Source organism: uncultured Amnibacterium sp., assembly GCF_964250715.1.
In the GTDB taxonomy this organism is placed as follows: domain Bacteria; phylum Actinomycetota; class Actinomycetes; order Actinomycetales; family Microbacteriaceae; genus Amnibacterium.
Map to the genome: position 1 here is coordinate 47,257 of NZ_CAXUGX010000004.1, position 17,918 is coordinate 65,174.

Here is a 17,918-nt window from a genome sequence, read left to right on the forward strand (position 1 = left end):
GTGCGCCTCCACGGAACAGCGGTGGATGAAGGTGTCCGCCCGGATGGGCGACAGCGGGCCGCCCGAGGCGACCCGGGCGGGAACTCGACACTGCAGCGCGAGCCCCGCGTGCCGGCGGCGTGCCGACGACTGACAAGCCTACCGCGCTGGATGCGCGGTCGTCACCTGGGAAGCGGCCGTCACCCGCTGTGCGGTGGTTCGGCCGACGTGGCGATCGTGGCGGTCAGCCGGCGAGCAGGGCGGTGCGGAGGGTCTCCAGTCCGACGCCGCCGATGGCGAGCGCGTGGCCGTGGAAGGCCCGCGCATCCCAGGCGGCGCCCTCCCTCGCGCGCACCTCGTCGCGCAGTTGCTCCCAGATGCGCTGCCCGACCTTGTAGGACGGCGCCTGGCCGGGCCAGCCGAGGTAACGGTTCACCTCGAACCGCAGGAACGCGTCGTCCATGTGCACGTGCTCCCGCATCGTGGCGAGCGCCCGCTCGGCGTTCCACGTGCCGCCGTCGGGGTGCGGCTTACGCAGGTGCACGCCGATGTCGATGACCACCCGGGCGGCGCGCATCCGCTGGCCGTCCAGCATGCCCAGGCGGTCGCCCGGATCGTCGAGGAAGCCGAGGTCGGCCATCAGCCGTTCGGCGTACAGCGCCCAGCCCTCGCCGTGGCCCGAGACGAAGGTGCTGCGCCGCCAGCTGTTCAGCTGCGCGCGGTTGGCGATGGCGACGCCGTTCTGCAGGTGGTGGCCGGGGACGCCCTCGTGGTACACGGTGGTCGTCTCGCGCCAGGTGCCGAAACGGCTGACGCCCGCGGGGACCGACCACCACATGCGGCCGGGACGGGCGAAGTCGTCGCTCGGCGGCGTGTAGTAGATGACGCCGGAGGTGGTGGGCGCGATCCGGCACTCCAGGCGGCGGACCTGGTCGGGGATGTCGAAGTGGGTGCCGGCGAGCGCCGTCACTGCGGCGTCGCTGAGGGACTGCATCCAGTCGCGCAGCTCGTCGGTGCTGCCGAGCGTGCGCGCCGGGTCGGCGTCCAGGGCGGCGATGGCCTCGTCGACGCCGCCGCCTGGAACGATGGTGGCCGCGACGACGCGCTGCTCCTCCGTGACGCGCGCCAGCTCCTCCAGTCCCCACTCGTACGTCTCGTCCAGGTCGACCGTGGCTCCGAGGAACCCGCGGGACGCGAGCGTGTACCGCTCGCGTCCGACCGCGTCATGGGTGCGGGCGACGGGGGCGAGCTGCTCGCGGAGGAACGCCGCGGTCGCCGAGTAGGCCGCCCGGGCCTGACCGGAGGCGCGCTGCAACTCGTGGGCGAGGGACTGCGGCACCACGGGTGCATCCGCCCCGCGCCCGGCGAGCGCGTCGAAGTAGCCGCCGTCGGCGGCGGCCTCGTCGGCCTCGTCCGCGGCGAGCGACACCTGGCGGATCGCGGGGACCCGGCCGCGCTCGATGCCGAGGCGCAGCGTCTGCAGGTAGCCCGCCATGGCCGCCGGTACCGCAGCCATCCGGGCGGCCACGACCGCCCACTGCTGCTCGGTGTCGGTCGGCTCCAGGTCGAAGATGTCCCGCACGTTCTGCACGGGCGACTCGATCACCGCCACGTTGCCCAGCGACTCCCCCGCCTCATGGCGTTCGACGTGCAACTCCAACTCCCGGGTCAGGTCGAGTTTCGTCACCTGATCGACGGCGTCGGTTGGCGCGGCGGCGCGGACGGCCTGCAGCGCCTGCCGGGCTGCCGCGGCCCGGGCGGCGTCGCCGTCGGGCGAGAGGTCGCCGTACCGGCCCTCGAAGCCGCTGCGGCCGAGCCACACCGCCAGCTCCGGTGCCAGGGCGACGGAGGTGTCGACCCATCGCTCGGCGACGGCATCCAGTTCGGTCGGTCTGCGCTCGGCTGTCACCCGAAGCAGCCTAAAGACCGCTGCCTACTGCTGAGCTCTGCCTACTGCTGGTCGAGGTCGCTGGCGAGGAGCGCGGCCAGCCCGTCGAGCGCCGCTGCGGCCCCGTCGCCGGACGCGGACAGGATGACCGTGTCGCCGTGCGAGATGTTGAGCAGCAGCAGGCCGAGGATGCTGGCCGCGTTCACCGTGCGCCCGGCCGCGGTCGTCAACGCCACCGGCATCCCGGTGTCCTCGGCGGCCTGACTGAACAGGGACGCCGGCCGGGCGTGCAGCCCCACGCTGGAGCCGACGGTCACGACGCGACGCTCGGCACCCTGATCCGGGCCCCCATCCGGAACCTGATCCGGACCCTGATGTGCACCGGTCGGGTCGGTCGCCGGGTCACGCATCGCGTCGCTCATCGGTCGGTCCCGGTGCCGCCGAGCAGGGCGGTCACGTCGGCCGGTGACTCGGCCGCGCGCAGCCGCTGCGCCTTGGCTGGGTCGAGCAGCAGTTCCGCGAGCTGCGACAGCAGCGCGACGTGGCCACCGTGCGTGGCGGCGATACCGACGCACACCCGCACGTCCTCGTCCTGCCAGCGGACCCCGTCGGGGAACCGCAGCACCACCAGTGCATCGCGCAGCACCGCGTCCTTGCCGGCGAGGGTGCCGTGCGGGATCGCGACGCCCTCACCGACGTAGGTGGAGACGGCCTGCTCACGCTCGACCATCGCGTCGACGTACCAGCCCTCGACCGCGCCGGCCGCAACCAGCGCCTCCCCGCATTGGCGGACCGCATCGAACCGGTCCACCGCGGTCGCATCCAGCCGGATCGACGAGTCGGGAAGGAGGGCGGCGAGGACGGAATCGGCCATCAGTGCTCGTCCATGCGGTTCTCGTGATCGGTGCGCGTCGACATCAGTGCGCAGCCGCATCCCAGTCGTGGCCGACGCCGACCTGCACGTCGAGCGGCACACGCAGGTGCGCGGCCGACCCCATCCGGTCGGTGACGATGGCGCTGAGCGCATCCTGCTCGCCGTCGGCGACCTCGAACACGAGCTCGTCGTGCACCTGCAGCAGCATGCGGCTACGCAGCCCCTGGGCGCGCAGGTCGGCGTCGATGCGGTTCATCGCGATCTTCAGGATGTCCGCGGCGGTGCCCTGGATCGGCGCGTTCAACGCCGCACGCTCCGCGTTGTCGCGCAGCACCCGGTTGGGGCTGGTCAGGTCGGGGAAGGGGCGGCGCCGGCCGAAGATGGTCTCGGTGTACCCGTCCTCCCGCGCCTGCTCGACGACGTTGCGCAGGTAGTCGCGCACGCCGCCGAACCGCTCGAAGTAGCCGGCCATCAGGTCGCGCGCCTCGGCGGTCTCGATGCGCAACTGCTTGGACAGGCCGAACGCGCTGAGGCCGTAGGCGAGCCCGTAGGACATCGCCTTGACCTTGGTGCGCATGAACGGCGTCACCTCGGACGGGTCGACGCCGAATACGCGGGAGCCGACGAACCGGTGCAGGTCCTCACCCGAGACGAACGCCTCGATCAGCCCGGCGTCCTCGGACAGGTGCGCCATGATGCGCATCTCGATCTGGGAGTAGTCGGCCGTCAGCAGCGTCGGGTACTGCGCCCCGGCCACGAAGGCACCGCGGATGCGCCGCCCCTCCTCCGCCCGGATGGGGATGTTCTGCAGGTTCGGATCGTTGGACGAGATGCGGCCGGTCGTGGTGCCGGTCTGCACGTAGGTGGTGTGGATGCGACCGTCGGGGGCGATGCCGCGTTGCAGGGTCTCGATCATCTGCCGCAGCTTGGATGCGTCGCGGTGCTGCAGCAGCACGTCGAGGAACGGGTGCGGATTCTTCGCCTGCAGATCCGACAGCGAGTCGGCGTCGGTGGAGTACCCCGTCTTGGTGGACCGGGTCTTCGGCATGCCCAGCTCGCCGAAGAGCACCTCCTGCAACTGCTTGGGCGAACCCAGGTTGAAGTCGTGGCCGACGATGGCGTACGCCTCTTCCGCCAGTTCCAGGATGCGGGTGGAGAGCTCGGTGTTCAGCGCGTCGAGCGCGATCGCATCGACGGCGACGCCCGCGGTCTCCATCGCGGCCAAGGTGATCAGGGTGGGCAGCTCGATGTTGATGAGCACGCCGAGGGTGCGGGGATCCAGGGCCTCGCGAAGCACGTGGGCGGCCCGCAGCGCGTACCAGGCGTGGGTGGGTGCGGGGCCCGCTCCGCCGACGTCCTGCACCAGCTGGTTGGGGTCGCCCTCGGGCAGGCGCTCCTGCAGGTAGAAGTCGACGACCTGGGCCAGGGTCTTCTCGGTGCCGCCGGGCCGCAGCAGCCACGCGGCCAGCAGAGTGTCGAAGACGACCCCGTGCAGCGCCAGGCCGGACGATGCGAGCGCCTTCAACTGGGTCTTGGCGTCGTGCAGCACCTTGGGGGCGTCGGAGGCGAGCCATGCCTCGATCGGCGCGTAGTCGGCACGGCCGGGCTGCCAGGGCAGGTCGACCGACTCGGTCGGCGACGCGACGCCGATGCCGACGACGCGGCCGCCCTGCACCTCGGTGGCGACGGCGAGCCCCTCGGGGTTGGCCTTCTGCACGCGCTGCAGCCACCGCTCCAGTTCCTCGTCCAGCAACTGCTGGGGTGCGGGTGCCTGCGGGCCCTCGTCGGCGGCGGTCGGCGCGGCGCCGGAGACCCCGCCGCCCTCGAGCTTGAGCACGCGGTCCAGCAGCGTGCGGAACTGCAGGCGGGTGAAGACGGCGCGCACCGCCTCCTCGTCGATCGGTCCTCGGGTCAGGTCGCCGGGGCCGACCGGCAGCTCGACGTCGGTGAGCAGGCGATTGAGGCGGCGGTTGCGCTCGGCCCTGCCGCGCTGCTCGCGCAGGTTGCCGCCGACGACGCCCTTGATCTGGTCGGCGTGCTCCAGGATCGCCTCCAGCGAGCCGAACTGGTGCAGCCACTTCACCGCGGTCTTCTCGCCCACCTTGTCGATGCCCGGCAGGTTGTCGCTGGTCTCGCCGACGAGCGCGGCGATCTCGGGGTACTGGTACGGCTCGATGTCGTAGCGATCGCGCACTTTCGCGGGGTCGTAGCGGGTCAGCTCGCTGACCCCGCGGACGGACGGGTAGAGCAGCGTGACGTCGTCGTTGACGAGCTGGATGGTGTCGCGGTCGCCGGAGACCACGAGCACCCGGTAGCCCTGCTCGCGGCCCTGCACACTGAGGGTGGCCAGGATGTCGTCGGCCTCGAAGTCCTCCTTGGACACCGTCGGGATGTTCATCGCCTTCAGCGCCTGCTGCAGCAGCGGTATCTGGCCCTTGAACTCCGGAGGCGTCTCGTTGCGGGTGCCCTTGTACTCGGGGTAGTCGCGGTTGCGGAACGAGAACCGCGAGATGTCGAAGGCGACCGCCAGGTGGCTGGGCTTCTCCTGCTGCAGCAGGAGCAGCAGCATGGAGAGGAAGCCGTGGATGGCGTTGGTGTGCTGCCCGTCGGCCGTCGTGAAGCTGTCGACCGGCAGCGCGTAGAAGGCGCGGAACGCCAGCGAGTGGCCGTCGACCACCAGCAGGGTGGGCTTGGCGGAGGTCGATGCGCCCGGATCCGCCACCCCCTCAGCGTACCGACGGCCGCCGACGCTCCCGCCTGGGCGCCGAAGCCGGTGGAGTCGGATGGGAGGATCGTCCCGTGCGGTATCCCGAGAACCTCGATCCGGAACTGGTGGAGCGTCTCGTGTCGAGCGGCGGTGGCGCGCTCGCCGAGAAGATGGGGATCGAGGTGCTGGAGCTGGGCGCCGAGCACTCCGTCGCCCGCATGCCGGTGCAGGGGAACACCCAGGTGATCGGCCTGCTGCACGGCGGCGCGCACGTGGTGCTGGGCGAGTCGCTCGGCTCGCTCTCGTCGGCGGTGCACGCCGGCCCGGGACGCTACGTGGTGGGGATCGAGATCAACGCGACCCACTCCCGGTCGGCGCGGACCGGCTTCGTCACCGGCACCTGCGATGCGCTCTCGCTCGGTCGCACCCTGTGCACGCACGAGATCGTGATGCGCGACGACGAGGGCCGCCGCCTCTCGACGGTCCGCATGACGAACCTGCTCCGCGACGCCTGACGCGCCCCGCGCGTCTTCTCGTCCTGCTCCCTCCGCCTCCGCCGAGGAATTCAGGACATTTCGAGGAATGAAGGCGCGACGCGCGCGGACCTGCCTGCGTTGCTCGGGATCACCTGAATTCCTCGGCGCATGGAGGGAGTGCGGCGGAGGGGCGGCGGCTACTTCTTCGGGGTGGCGAGCTGCTCGATGATCGCCTGGGCGACGTCGTGCATGGTCAGGCGGCGGTCCATGGACGCCTTCTGGATCCAGCGGAACGCCTCCGGCTCCGACAGGCCCATCTTCTCGTTGAGCAGGCCCTTGGCGCGGTCGACCAGCTTGCGGGTCTCGAAGCGCTCCACGAGGTCGGCCACCTCGCCCTCGAGGGCGATGACCTGCGCGTAGCGCGCGAGCGCGATCTCGATCGCCGGCAGCAGGTCGTTCGGGGTGAACGGCTTGACGACGTACGCCATCGCGCCGGCCTCGGTGGCCCGTTCGACGAGCTCCTTCTGGCTGAACGCGGTCAGCAGCACGACCGGCGCGATCTGCTTCTTCGTCAGCCGTGCAGCGGCCTCGATGCCGTCGAGCTTCGGCATGCGCACGTCCATGATGACGAGGTCGGGACGCAGGTCCGTTGCGAGTGCCACCGCGGTCTCGCCGTCCCCGGCCTCGCCGACCACGTCGAACCCGTTGTCGCGCAGGATCTCGACGATGTCCAGGCGGATCAGGGACTCGTCCTCCGCCACGACGACCCTGCGGGGCGCCGTCGACCCGTTCTCGTCCACGTTGTGAGCCTAGGGTATGGAGACCGGAGCCCACGCGGCGCCGGTGCCCGGCCGGTGTGGCGGAATGGCAGACGCGGAGCACTCAAAATGCTTTGCCGCAAGGCGTGTGGGTTCGAGTCCCACCACCGGTACGAACACGTGACGTTCGGCAGCAATCCCCCCGCGGGCGCCTGCAGCCGTGCCTACAGCAGGACCTCGTAGCCAGGGGCGGCGCCGCCCACCGCGTCGCCCATCACGTGCACGCGCATGTCGTTGGTGGAACCGGCGATTCCGGGAGGAGATCCGGCGATCACGACGACCTTCTCACCGCGCTTGGCGCGGTCGATGCCGAGCAGCACCTCGTCCACCTGCCGGATCAGCTCGTCCGTCGTGGTCACGCGCGGCACCAGGAATGTTTCGACGCCCCAGCTGAGGGCCAGGCGGGAGCGGATGCCGGGCTCGGGCGTGAAGGCGAGGATCGGGATCTGCGACCGCAGCCGCGCCATGCGGCGCACGGAGTCGCCCGACTCGGTGAAGACGCAGAGGAACTTGGCGCCGACGAAGTCGGCGACCTCGGCCGCCGCCAGGGTGATGGCCCCGCCCTGCGTGCGCGGCTTGGTGCCGAGCGGCCGGATGCGGTCCAGCCCGTGGTCCTCGGTGGAGGAGACGATGCGCGCCATGGTCTTGACGGTGACGGTGGGGTACTCCCCCACGCTGGTCTCGCCGGAGAGCATCACGGCGTCCGCGCCGTCGAGCACGGCGTTCGCGACGTCGGAGGTCTCGGCCCGGGTCGGCACCGGCGAGGAGATCATCGACTCCAGCATCTGGGTGGCCACGATGACGGGTTTGGCCAGGCGCCGCGAGATCTCGCACGCCTCCTTCTGCACGATCGGCACCGCCTCGAGCGGCAGCTCGACGCCCAGGTCGCCGCGAGCCACCATCACGCCGTCGAAGGTGTCGATGATCGCCTCGAGGTTGTCCACCGCCTGGGGCTTCTCGATCTTGGCGATGACGGGGATCCTGCGCCCCTCCTCCGCCATGATCTCGTGCACCCGCACGATGTCGTCGGCGCTGCGCACGAACGACAGCGCGATCAGGTCGGCGCCGAGCCTGAGGCCCCACCGCAAATCGGCCTCGTCCTTGTCACTGAGCGCCGGCACGGTCACCGCGACGCCCGGCAGGTTGATGCCCTTGTTGTTGGAGACGGTCCCGGCGACCATGACCTTGGTCGTGACCCGCACCCCGTCGGTCGAGACGACCTCCACCCGCACCTTGCCGTCGTCGATCAACAACGGGTCACCCGGATGGACGTCGCCCGGCAGCCCTTTGAAGGTCGTGCCGCACAGGTCCTTGGTGCCCAGCACGTCCTCGGTGGTGATGGTGAAGGTGTCGCCCTCGGCCAGTTCGTGTGGGCCGTCCGCGAAGCGACCGAGGCGGATCTTCGGTCCCTGCAGGTCGACCAGCACGGCGACCGCGCGTCCGGAGTCGTCGGCGGCGCGCCGCACGTTCTCGTAGACGGACTTGTGCACCTCGTAACTGCCGTGGCTGAGGTTCATGCGGGCGACGTCGACGCCGGCGTCGATGATGGCGCGGATGTTCGCGTAGCTGGAGGTCGCGGGCCCGAGCGTGGCGACGATCTTGGCGCGTCTCATGGTGCAGCTCTCTTTCGACGGCTCCCGGGAAATATCCCCAGGCGAGGCTAGCGGTGCGGGTCCGGCGGCAGCGACCGGCGGGGCGGGGTCCCCGGGGCCCAACGGCGGCGGGAGCCGGCGGTGGGCAGTGGCGCCGACAGCCGCTCGGTGGTGGTCGACCGTCCGTGCCGGCTGATCGTCAGTGCAGGGCGATCGCCCTGTCGGTGGGTCGCACCGGTGCGGGCAGGTCGGTGCGGCCTTCAAGGAAGGCGTCGACGGCGGCGGCGGCGGAGCGGCCCTCCGCGATCGCCCAGACGATCAGGGACTGGCCGCGCCCCGCGTCGCCCGCGACGAAGACGCCGGAGGCGTCGGTGGCGAAGGACTCGTCGCGCCGCACGGAGCCGTGATCATCGAAGTGGAGACCGATCTGGTCGGTCAGCAGACGCTGCTCCGGCCCGGTGAAGCCCAGTGCGAGCAGCACGAGGTCGGCGGGCAGCACCCGCTCGGTACCGGTCTTCGGCACCCGGTGGCCGTCGACGTACTCGGTCTCTGCGACCCGCAGGCCGGAGACCCGGCCGGCATCGTCGCTCAGGAACTCGACGGTCGACGCCAGGTACTCGCGGCGACCGCCCTCCTCGTGCGCGGAGTTGATCTCGAAGACGGTCGGCACCATCGGCCAGGGCTGGGAGTCGCTGCGGGTCAGCGGTGGCTGCCGGCCGATCGCCAGGTTGGTCACGCTGGCGGCGCCCTGCCGGTGCGCGGTGCCGATGCAGTCCGCTCCGGTGTCTCCGCCACCGATCACGACGACGTGGCGGTCTTCCGCGGTGATCTGGCCGGGCACCTCGTCGCCGGCGGTCGCCTTGTTGGACTGCACCAGGTACTCCATCGCGGTGTGCACGCCGTCCAGGTCGCGGCCGGGCACGGGCAGGTCGCGGGGCTCGGGTGCGCCGACCGCGACCACGACCGCGTCGTAACGGGCGCGCAGGTCGTCCCAGGTGATGTCGACGCCGATCTGGACGCCGGCGCGGAAGCGGGTGCCCTCGGCCTTCATCTGGGACAGGCGCGCGTCGAGGTGGTGCTTCTCCATCTTGAACTCGGGGATCCCGTAGCGGAGCAGCCCACCGATGCGGTCGTCCCGCTCGAAGACCGCCACGGTGTGGCCCGCGCGCGTCAACTGCTGCGCGGCGGCCAGACCGGCGGGGCCCGATCCGACGACTGCGACGGTCTTGCCGGTCAGGCGCTGCGGCGGGTGGGGCTCGACCCACCCCTTGGCGAACGCCTCGTCGATGATCGAGACCTCGACCTGCTTGATGGTGACCGCCGGCTGGTTGATGCCCAACACGCACGACGACTCGCAGGGCGCCGGGCAGAGCCGGCCGGTGAACTCCGGGAAGTTGTTCGTGGCGTGCAGCCGCTCGATGGCGGACCTGCCCTCACCGCGGTAGACGAAGTCGTTCCACTCCGGGATCAGGTTGCCGAGCGGGCACCCGTGATGGCAGAAGGGGATGCCGCAGTCCATGCAGCGGCCGGCCTGCCGCCGCAGTTCTCCGGACTCCTGCTGCTCGTAGACCTCGCGCCAGTCCATCAACCGCACGCTGACGGGCCGCCGGGGCGGCAGCTCCCGCTCGCGCGTCTTGAGAAAGCCCTTGGGGTCAGCCACCGGTCGCCGCCAGGATGCGGGTCCAGACCACGTCGCCGTCGGGGTCGAGGCCCTCGTCGGCCGCCTGGGCGCGGGTCTGCAGGACCGCCGCGTAGTTGCGCGGCAGCACCTTGACGAACCGTGCCAGCGTCGCGTCGAAGTCGGCCAGGTACGACTCGGCCAGGGTGGAACCCGTCAGCGTCACGTGCCGCTCCAGCAGGTCGCGCAGGATCTCGGCGTCGGCGCTGTCCATGGGCAGCAGGTCCAGCTCCTCGGCCTGCAGTGCGGCGGGGTTGACCGAGACCGGCTGGAGCGCGTGCACATAGGCGGTGCCGCCGGACATGCCGGCGCCGAGGTTGCGGCCGGTAGCGCCGAGGATCACGGCGAGGCCGCCCGTCATGTACTCCAGGGCGTGGTCGCCGACGCCCTCGACGACGGCGGTGGCGCCCGAGTTGCGGACCAGGAAGCGTTCGCCGACCAGGCCGCGGACGAACATGGTGCCCTGCGTGGCGCCGTAGCCGAGCACGTTGCCGGCGATCACGTTGTGCTCGGCCGGGAAGGTGCTGTCCGGATGCGGCCGCAGCACGATCTCGCCGCCGGAGAGCCCCTTGCCGACGTAGTCGTTGCTGTCGCCGACGAGCGTGAGCGTGATGCCGGCGGGCAGGAACGCGCCGAGCGACTGGCCCGCCGACCCGGTGAGGCCGATGCTGATCGCACCGGAGGGCAGGCCGTGCTGGCCGTGCCGCATGGTCAGCTCGTGCCCGAGCATGGTGCCGACGGCGCGGTCGGTGTTGCGCACGGGCAGATCGATCCGGATCTCGCCGCCGTTCGCCAGCACCCCCGCGGCGCGGTGAATGAGCGCGTTGTCGAAGTGCTCGCCGAGCTTGTGGTCCTGCCCGACGCGGTTCACGCGCGGCTCGTCGTCGGCGAAGGTGGGTCCGACGAGGATCGGCGCCAGGTCGAGGCCGTCGGCCTTCCAGTGGTCGACCGCGGCGTCGACGTCGAGCAGCTCGCGTCGCCCGATGATCTCGTCCAGGCTGCGGTAGCCGAGGTCGGCCAGGTACTGGCGCACCTCCTGGGCGATGAACTCGAAGAAGTTGACGACGAACTCGGGCTTGCCGCTGAACCGGGCGCGCAGCTCGGGGTTCTGCGTCGCGACCCCGACCGGGCAGGTGTCCAGGTGGCAGACGCGCATCATGACGCAGCCGGAGACGACGAGCGGCGCGGTGGCGAAGCCGTACTCCTCCGCACCGAGCAGGGCCGCCACGATCACGTCGCGGCCGGTCTTCATCTGGCCGTCCACCTGCACGACCACCCGGTCGCGAAGCCCGTTCAGCATCAGCGTCTGCTGCGCCTCCGCCAGCCCCAGCTCCCACGGGGTGCCGGCGTGCTTCAGCGAATTGAGCGGGCTGGCGCCGGTGCCGCCGTCGTGGCCGGAGATGAGCACGACGTCGGCGTTCGCCTTGGTGACGCCCGCGGCGACCGCGCCGATACCCGACTGACTGACCAGCTTGACGTGGATGCGCGCCGACGGGTTGGCCCGCTTCAGGTCGTAGATCAGCTGCTTCAGGTCTTCGATGGAGTAGATGTCGTGGTGCGGCGGCGGGGAGATGAGGCCCACGCCGGCGGTGGAGTTGCGCGTGCGCGCGATCCACGGGTACATCTTCGCCGGCGGCAGTTGCCCGCCCTCGCCGGGCTTGGCGCCCTGCGCCATCTTGATCTGGATGTCCTCGGCGTGGCTCAGGTACATGCTGGTCACGCCGAAGCGGCCCGAGGCAACCTGCTTGATCTTGCTGCGTCGCTCGGGGTCGAGCAGGCGCTCCACATCCTCGCCGCCCTCGCCGGTGTTCGAGCGGCCGCCGAGGCGGTTCATCGCGATCGCCAGGGTCTCGTGCGCCTCCTTGGAGATGGAGCCGTACGACATCGCGCCCGTCTGGAACCGCTTGACGATGGTGGCGATGGGCTCCACCTCATCGAGTGGTACGGGCTGCCGGTGGTGAGCGCCGATGCTGAACAGGCCGCGCAGGGTCATCAGTGCACTGGACTGGTCGTCGACGAGCTTCGTGTACTCCCGGAAGATGTCGTACCGGCGGGCGCGGGTGGAGTGCTGCAGCCGGAAGATCGTGTCGGGGTTGAACAGGTGCGGCGGCCCGTCGCGGCGCCACTGGTACTCGCCGCCGGTCGCCAGGCGCTGGTGCGTGCCGGGCGCCTGCTCCTCGGGGAACGCCGCCAGGTGCCGGGCGGCGCTCTCGGCGGCGATGACGTCCATGCCGACGCCGCCGAGCTTGCTGACGGTACCCGTGAAGTAGTCGTCGACCAGCTCCTGCGACAGCCCGACCGCCTCGAACGTCTGCGCGGCAGCGTACGAGGACACCGTGGAGATGCCCATCTTGGACATGATCTTCAGCACGCCCTTGCCGAGGCCCTTGATCAGGTTGCGGACCGCCTGCTCGGGGGTGAGGCCGGTCAGCTGGCCGCTGCGGACCAGCTGCTCGGCGGACTCCATGGCCAGGTACGGGTTGACCGCGGAGGCGCCGTAGCCGATCAGCAGCGCGACGTGGTGCACCTCGCGCACGTCGCCGGCCTCGACGATCAGGCCCACCTTCATGCGGTTCTCATTGCGGATCAGGTGGTGATGGATCGCCGAGACCATCAGCAGGCTGGGCACCGGGGCGAGGTCGCGGTTGGAGTCGCGGTCGGAGAGCACGATGAACTCGGCGCCGTTGGCGATCGCCTCGTCGACCTCCTGCCGCATGGCGGTGATGCGGTCCTCGAGGGCCCGCTCGCCGTCGTCGACCCGGTACAGGCCGCGCACCGCGACGGTGGTCGCTCCAGCGCCGGAGTCGATGTGCTGCAGCTTGGCGAGCTCGTCGTTGTCGATCACCGGGAAGTCGAGCACCACCTGCCGCGCATGCTCGGGGGTCGCGGACAGCAGGTTGCGCTCTGGACCGACGCCCAGCTTCAGCGAGGTGACGACCTCCTCGCGGATGGAGTCGAGCGGCGGGTTGGTGACCTGCGCGAAGGCCTGCGTGAAGTAGTCGAAGAGCAGCCTGGGCCGCGTGGACAGCACTGCGATGGGGGTGTCTGACCCCATCGCACCGAGCGGCTCGGCGCCCTTGGCCGCCATCGGCGCGAGGATGATGCGCACCTCCTCCTCCGTGTACCCGAAGGTGCGCTGGCGGCGGACCACCGAGGCGGGGGTGTGGACGACGTGCTCGCGCTCGGGCAGGTCGGCCAGGCGGATGCGGGCGGTATCGATGTACTCCCCCCACGGCTGCGAGGCGGCGAGTTGGGACTTGACCTCGTCGTCCTCGATCACTCGGCCGGCCTCGGTGTCCACGAGGAACATGCGCCCGGGCCGCAGCCGGCCCTTGGCGCTGATGCGCTCGGGCGCCAGGTCGAGCACGCCGATCTCACTGGCGAGCACCACCAGGCCGTCGGTCGTGGTGGCCCAGCGGCCGGGCCGCAGGCCGTTGCGGTCCAGGGTGGCGCCGACCAGGGTGCCGTCGGTGAAGACGATGGCCGCCGGTCCGTCCCACGGCTCCATGAGCCCCGCGTGGTACTCGTAGAAGGTGCGGAGGTCGGGGTCGAGCCCCGGCTGGTTCTCCCACGCCTCGGGCACCATCATCATGATCGCGTGCGGCAGGCTGCGCCCAGCCAGCGTCAGCAGCTCGACGACCTCGTCGAAGGAGGCGGAGTCACTGGCCCCGTCGGTGACGATGGGCAGCAGCGGGCGGATGTCGCCGATCGCGTCATTCGCCAGTTGCGACTGCCGCGCCCGCATCCAGTTGCGGTTGCCCTGAATCGTGTTGATCTCGCCGTTGTGCGCGATCATGCGGAACGGCTGCGCGAGCGGCCACGACGGGAACGTGTTGGTGGAGTACCGCGAGTGCACGAGCGCCAGGGTGGAGGCGAACCGCTCGTCGGACAGGTCGGGGTAGAACGGCTCGAGCTGCAGGGTGGTGACCATGCCCTTGTAGACGAGCGTGCGGGCCGACAGCGAGGCGAAGTACGCCCCGTGCTCCCGCTCGGCGCGCTTGCGCAGCCGCATCGCAAGCCGGTCGACGGCGATCCCGGTCAGCGGCGCGCCGTCCGCGGCCCTGCCGGTGGGGGTGACGAAGAGCTGCTCGATCACGGGCATGGCGCCGCGGGCCAAGTTGCCGATGGCGGTCGGGTCGACGGGGACAGCGCGCCAGCCGAGCACCTGCAGATATTCCTCGTCGGCGATCCGAGCCAGATCGGCCTTCAACTGGTTGCGCTCGCGGGCGTCGGTGGGCAGGAATGCGAGCCCGACGGCGTACTCGCCGGGGCCGGGCAGGGCGAAGTCGGTGACCTCGGACAGGAAGGCGTGCGGGACCTGCGTGATGATGCCGGCACCGTCGCCGGTACCCGCGTCGGATCCGACGGCGCCGCGGTGCTCCAGGTGGCGCAGGGCGGTGAGGGCCAGGTCGATGATGTCGTGACCGGCGGTGCCGCGCATGGTGGCGACCATGGCGAGGCCGCATGCGTCGCGCTCGTCGGCCGGGTCGTACAGTCCGGTGGCCGCCGGAGCGGTGGTGAATGGCACGCGCGGTGTCGGTCGTACGGTCATCGCAGGCCCCTCGCGGTGTCGGTCGATCGATTCGATTCGATGGTGGTGTGCTCGTGCGAACGGTGCGCCGTCGGCGGCCGATACAGGAGCACGGACGATGCTCGTAGCGGGCGGCGCAGCCCGCGAGCGGAGCGGCCTCAGCGCCGCGCCGGGCTCCCGCTTGTGGCGGTGACGACCCGATCGGCCCCGTCGGCCGCTGCCTGCCCCGCGGTTTCGGGAGCGAAGTCGGCCGCGGTGTAGACGGATCCTACCGTCCGATCCTTCGGCACCCATTGCCGACCGAGCCGATAGACGCTGGCTTCCAGCCCGACGTGGCGACGCAGTGACCACCCGAGCAGGACCACGCCCAGCAGGATGGTGACGAACGCCGTCCACACATTGATGCGCAGGCCCAGCACGACGGTGGTGGGGTCGAGCCGGATGGACTCGAACCAGGCTCGGCCGAGTCCGTACCAGATGAAATAGAGGGCGATCGCCCGCCCCCAGCGCAGCGGGATGCGCGTCGTCACCTGCACCTGGGGGCGTCCCTCCGCCGTGCGGCTGACGCGGACCCGGTGCTCGATGGTCAGGATGATGGCGGCGCCGACCGCATCCCAGATCAACTCGTAGAGGAACGTCGGTGAGAACAGGGTGCCCGCCGGCAGCCCCTTGGGGTAGGCGGGATTGTCGGAGGGCACCTGCAGTCCCCACGGCAGGCTGGTGGGCATACCGTACAGCTCGGTGTTGAACCAGTTGCCGATGCGCCCGATGGCCTGCGCCAGCAGCAGGCCGGGTGCCAGGGCGTCGGCCAGCGACAGGAACTTGAGGCCCGTGAAGCGGCAGCCGAGCGCGACGCCCACCGCGCCGCCGATGAGCGAGCCGAAGATCGCGTTGCCACCCAGCCAGATCTCGAACACGTAGTACCAGGGATGAGCGCCCGTGAAGTAGTCGAGCGGGTGGGTGAGCACGTGGTACGCGCGGGCGCCGACCAGGCCCAGGATGATCGCCGGCACCGCGATGTCGAGCACGACGCCCGGTTCGGCGCCGCGCGCCGTGAGCCGGCGGGAGGTGACGATGACCGCCACGATGATGCCGAGCAGGATGCAGAGCGCGTAGGTGTGGATCGTGAAGATCCACACGGGGAACGCAGCCCACGAGGCGGGCGGGCTCGGGATGGAGGCGAGCACGCCGGTCAGGTTCGACACAGCAGGAGGCTAGTCGACCGGCCGGACGTCCTCCGCGCGGCAGAGCGTTCCGGCCGCGAGGGCGCCGGCGGTGTCGCGCAGCCGCTCCACGCCGCCGTCGAGTGCCGCCACCAGGGCCGACCCGACGATGGCCCCGTCGGCGTAGTCGAGGATCCCGGTCACCTGCTGCGGGGTGGAGACGCCGATGCCGACGCAGACCGGTTCGGTGGCGTGCTGCCGCAGCCGCCCGACCAGGGTGCGCGCGGCGGAGTCGACGTCGGCGCGGGCGCCGGTGATGCCCATCGTCGAGACGGCGTAGACGAAGCCGCGGCTGCTGCGCGCGGCGGTGCGCAGCCGCCCTTCGGAGGAGGTCGGCGCGGCCAGGAACACGCGCTCCAGCCCGGTCGCGTCGGAGGCGGCGAGCCACTCCCCGGCCTCGTCGGGGATCAGGTCGGGGGTGATCAGGCCGGCGCCGCCGGCCGCGGCGAGGTCCGCAGCGAAGCGGTCGGCGCCGTACTGCAGCACCGGATTCCAATACGTCATCAGCAGCACCGGCATGTCGGCCGCCGCGGTGACTTCCCTGACGGCCGTGAAGGCGTCCCGCAGCCGGAAGCCGCCCGCCAGCGCCCGCTGCGTGGCCGCCTGGATGACGGGGCCGTCCATCACCGGATCGGAGTACGGCAGTCCGAACTCCAGCACGTCCACCCCGGCCGCCGCGAGGGCGAGCGCCGCCTCGATGCTGCCGGCGAGGTCGGGGAAGCCGACGGGCAGGTAGCCGACCAGCGCGCCGCGGCGGTCGCGGCCGGCGGCGCGGATCCGCTCCGCCACGGCATGGGTGGCGGTCGGGGTCGTCGCTGTCGGGATGGCCGTCATCGCACTGTGTTCAGGAACGCTGTGTTCAGGAATGCCGTGTTCACGGACGCAGCATTCATGGGCGCTGTGATCATCGTTGCTCGGCGTCGCGGTCGATCAGGTCGAACCACTCCCCCGCGGTGGTCATGTCCTTGTCGCCGCGGCCGGACAAGTTGATCAGCACGGTGGAGCCGGCGGGCAGCTCGGGGCCGAGTTGCAGCACGCCCGCCAGCGCGTGCGCGGACTCGATGGCGGGGATGATGCCCTCGCTGCGGCTGAGCAGCCGCAGGGCGTCCATCGCGGCGGTGTCGGTGACGGGCCGGTACACGGCGCGGCCGGAGTCGGCGAGGAACGCATGCTCGGGACCGACCCCTGGGTAGTCGAGGCCCGCGGATATGGAGTGCGACTCGCGGGTCTGGCCGTCCTCGTCCTGCAGCAGGTAGCTGCGCGCCCCGTGCAGCACGCCGGGGCGGCCGCTCGTGATCGTCGCCGCGGTTCGGGGGGTGTCGGCGCCGTCGCCGCCGGCCTCGAAGCCGTAGAGGGCGACGTCCGGATCGTCGAGGAATGCGGTGAAGATGCCCATCGCGTTCGACCCGCCGCCCACGCACGCGGCGACGGCATCCGGCAGCGTTCCGACGCGCTCGAGCATCTGGACGCGCGCCTCGTCGCCGATGATGCGCTGCAGGTCACGGACCATGGCGGGGAACGGATGCGGGCCGGCGACGGTGCCGAACAGGTAGTTGGTGGTCGCGACGTTGGTCACCCAGTCGCGCATCGCCTCGTTGATCGCGTCCTTCAGGGTGCGGGAGCCGGAGGTGACCGGGATGACCTCGGCGCCGAGCAGCCGCATGCGGGCGACGTTCAGCGCCTGCCGCTCGGTGTCCACCTCGCCCATGTAGACGGTGCAGTCCAGGCCGAACAGCGCTGCCGCGGTGGCGGTGGCGACGCCGTGCTGGCCCGCACCCGTCTCGGCGATGACGCGCCGCTTGCCGATGCGGCGGGTCAGCAGCGCCTGGCCGAGCACGTTGTTGATCTTGTGCGAGCCGGTGTGATTCAGATCCTCGCGCTTCAGGAACACGCGGATGTCGCCGGCGTGCGCGGCGAAGCGCGGCACCTCGGTCAGCAGGGAGGGCCGACCGGTATAGGTGCGGTGCAGTTCGGTGAGCTCGGCGCCGAAGGAGGGATCTGCGCGGGCGGCGGTCCAGGCGGCATCGAGCTCGTCGAGGGCGGCGACGAGCGACTCGGGTACGAACCGGCCGCCATAGGCGCCGAAGTAGGGCCCGGGTGAGATCGCGGTGGTCGGCAGGCCCTCCAGGTCGCGCGCGGGCATCGCCTCGAT

At 71.2% G+C, this 17,918-nt stretch carries 12 protein-coding genes and 1 tRNA gene; 2 read left to right on the forward strand and 11 right to left on the reverse strand.

Annotated features, from left to right (window positions below):
- Positions 1–223: 223 nt before the first annotated feature.
- The 4 genes from ACFE7H_RS05470 to polA are packed head-to-tail and all read right to left on the reverse strand — an operon-like array spanning position 224 to position 5,463.
- Complete coding sequence (locus ACFE7H_RS05470; protein WP_375400212.1) at positions 224–1,888, reverse strand: DUF885 domain-containing protein; 1,665 nt, start codon at positions 1,886–1,888, stop codon at positions 224–226.
- A 41-nt stretch (positions 1,889–1,929) separates the two neighbouring features.
- Positions 1,930–2,289: an HPr family phosphocarrier protein gene (locus tag ACFE7H_RS05475; protein WP_375400213.1), complete on the reverse strand. Its 360-nt coding sequence runs from the start codon at positions 2,287–2,289 to the stop codon at positions 1,930–1,932.
- Positions 2,286–2,741 carry a PTS sugar transporter subunit IIA gene (locus ACFE7H_RS05480; RefSeq protein ID WP_375400214.1) on the reverse strand — a complete coding sequence of 152 codons (456 nt, stop codon included), beginning with the start codon at positions 2,739–2,741 and terminating at the stop codon, positions 2,286–2,288. Before ACFE7H_RS05480 ends, ACFE7H_RS05475 begins: the two co-directional genes overlap by 4 nt.
- A 43-nt stretch (positions 2,742–2,784) precedes the next feature.
- Entirely contained in the window at positions 2,785–5,463 is a 2,679-nt protein-coding gene (gene polA / locus ACFE7H_RS05485; protein ID WP_375400215.1) for a DNA polymerase I, read from the reverse strand.
- A gap of 77 nt (positions 5,464–5,540) precedes the next feature.
- Between polA and ACFE7H_RS05490 the strand changes: the two genes are divergently transcribed.
- Positions 5,541–5,963 carry a PaaI family thioesterase gene (locus tag ACFE7H_RS05490; protein ID WP_375400216.1) on the forward strand — a complete coding sequence of 141 codons (423 nt, stop codon included), beginning with the start codon at positions 5,541–5,543 and terminating at the stop codon, positions 5,961–5,963.
- A 158-nt stretch (positions 5,964–6,121) separates the two neighbouring features.
- On the opposite strand, the gene ACFE7H_RS05495 is transcribed toward ACFE7H_RS05490, so the two are convergent.
- Positions 6,122–6,724, reverse strand: coding sequence for an ANTAR domain-containing response regulator (locus tag ACFE7H_RS05495; RefSeq protein ID WP_375400217.1), 603 nt, complete (start codon positions 6,722–6,724; stop codon positions 6,122–6,124).
- A 50-nt stretch (positions 6,725–6,774) separates the two neighbouring features.
- Between ACFE7H_RS05495 and ACFE7H_RS05500 the strand changes: the two genes are divergently transcribed.
- A tRNA-Leu gene (locus ACFE7H_RS05500) sits at positions 6,775–6,855 on the forward strand.
- Between the two features lie 51 nt (positions 6,856–6,906).
- Here ACFE7H_RS05500 and pyk read toward each other — a convergent pair.
- From pyk to trpB, 6 genes are all read right to left on the reverse strand, one after another.
- Complete coding sequence (pyk, locus tag ACFE7H_RS05505) at positions 6,907–8,355, reverse strand: pyruvate kinase (RefSeq protein WP_375400218.1); 1,449 nt, start codon at positions 8,353–8,355, stop codon at positions 6,907–6,909.
- 178 nt (positions 8,356–8,533) lie between these two features.
- Positions 8,534–9,994 carry a glutamate synthase subunit beta gene (locus tag ACFE7H_RS05510; protein WP_375400219.1) on the reverse strand — a complete coding sequence of 487 codons (1,461 nt, stop codon included), beginning with the start codon at positions 9,992–9,994 and terminating at the stop codon, positions 8,534–8,536.
- Positions 9,987–14,564, reverse strand: coding sequence for a glutamate synthase large subunit (gene gltB, locus ACFE7H_RS05515; RefSeq protein WP_375400220.1), 4,578 nt, complete (start codon positions 14,562–14,564; stop codon positions 9,987–9,989). The genes ACFE7H_RS05510 and gltB overlap by 8 nt, the downstream gene beginning before the upstream one ends.
- Before the next feature lie 137 nt (positions 14,565–14,701).
- A complete protein-coding gene (lgt, locus tag ACFE7H_RS05520) occupies positions 14,702–15,748 on the reverse strand; it encodes a prolipoprotein diacylglyceryl transferase (protein ID WP_375400221.1) in 1,047 nt (348 codons plus the stop codon).
- 9 nt (positions 15,749–15,757) lie between these two features.
- Positions 15,758–16,600: a tryptophan synthase subunit alpha gene (gene trpA / locus ACFE7H_RS05525; protein WP_375400222.1), complete on the reverse strand. Its 843-nt coding sequence runs from the start codon at positions 16,598–16,600 to the stop codon at positions 15,758–15,760.
- 70 nt (positions 16,601–16,670) lie between these two features.
- Positions 16,671–17,909 carry a tryptophan synthase subunit beta gene (gene trpB / locus ACFE7H_RS05530; protein ID WP_375400368.1) on the reverse strand — a complete coding sequence of 413 codons (1,239 nt, stop codon included), beginning with the start codon at positions 17,907–17,909 and terminating at the stop codon, positions 16,671–16,673.
- Positions 17,910–17,918 lie beyond the last annotated feature (9 nt).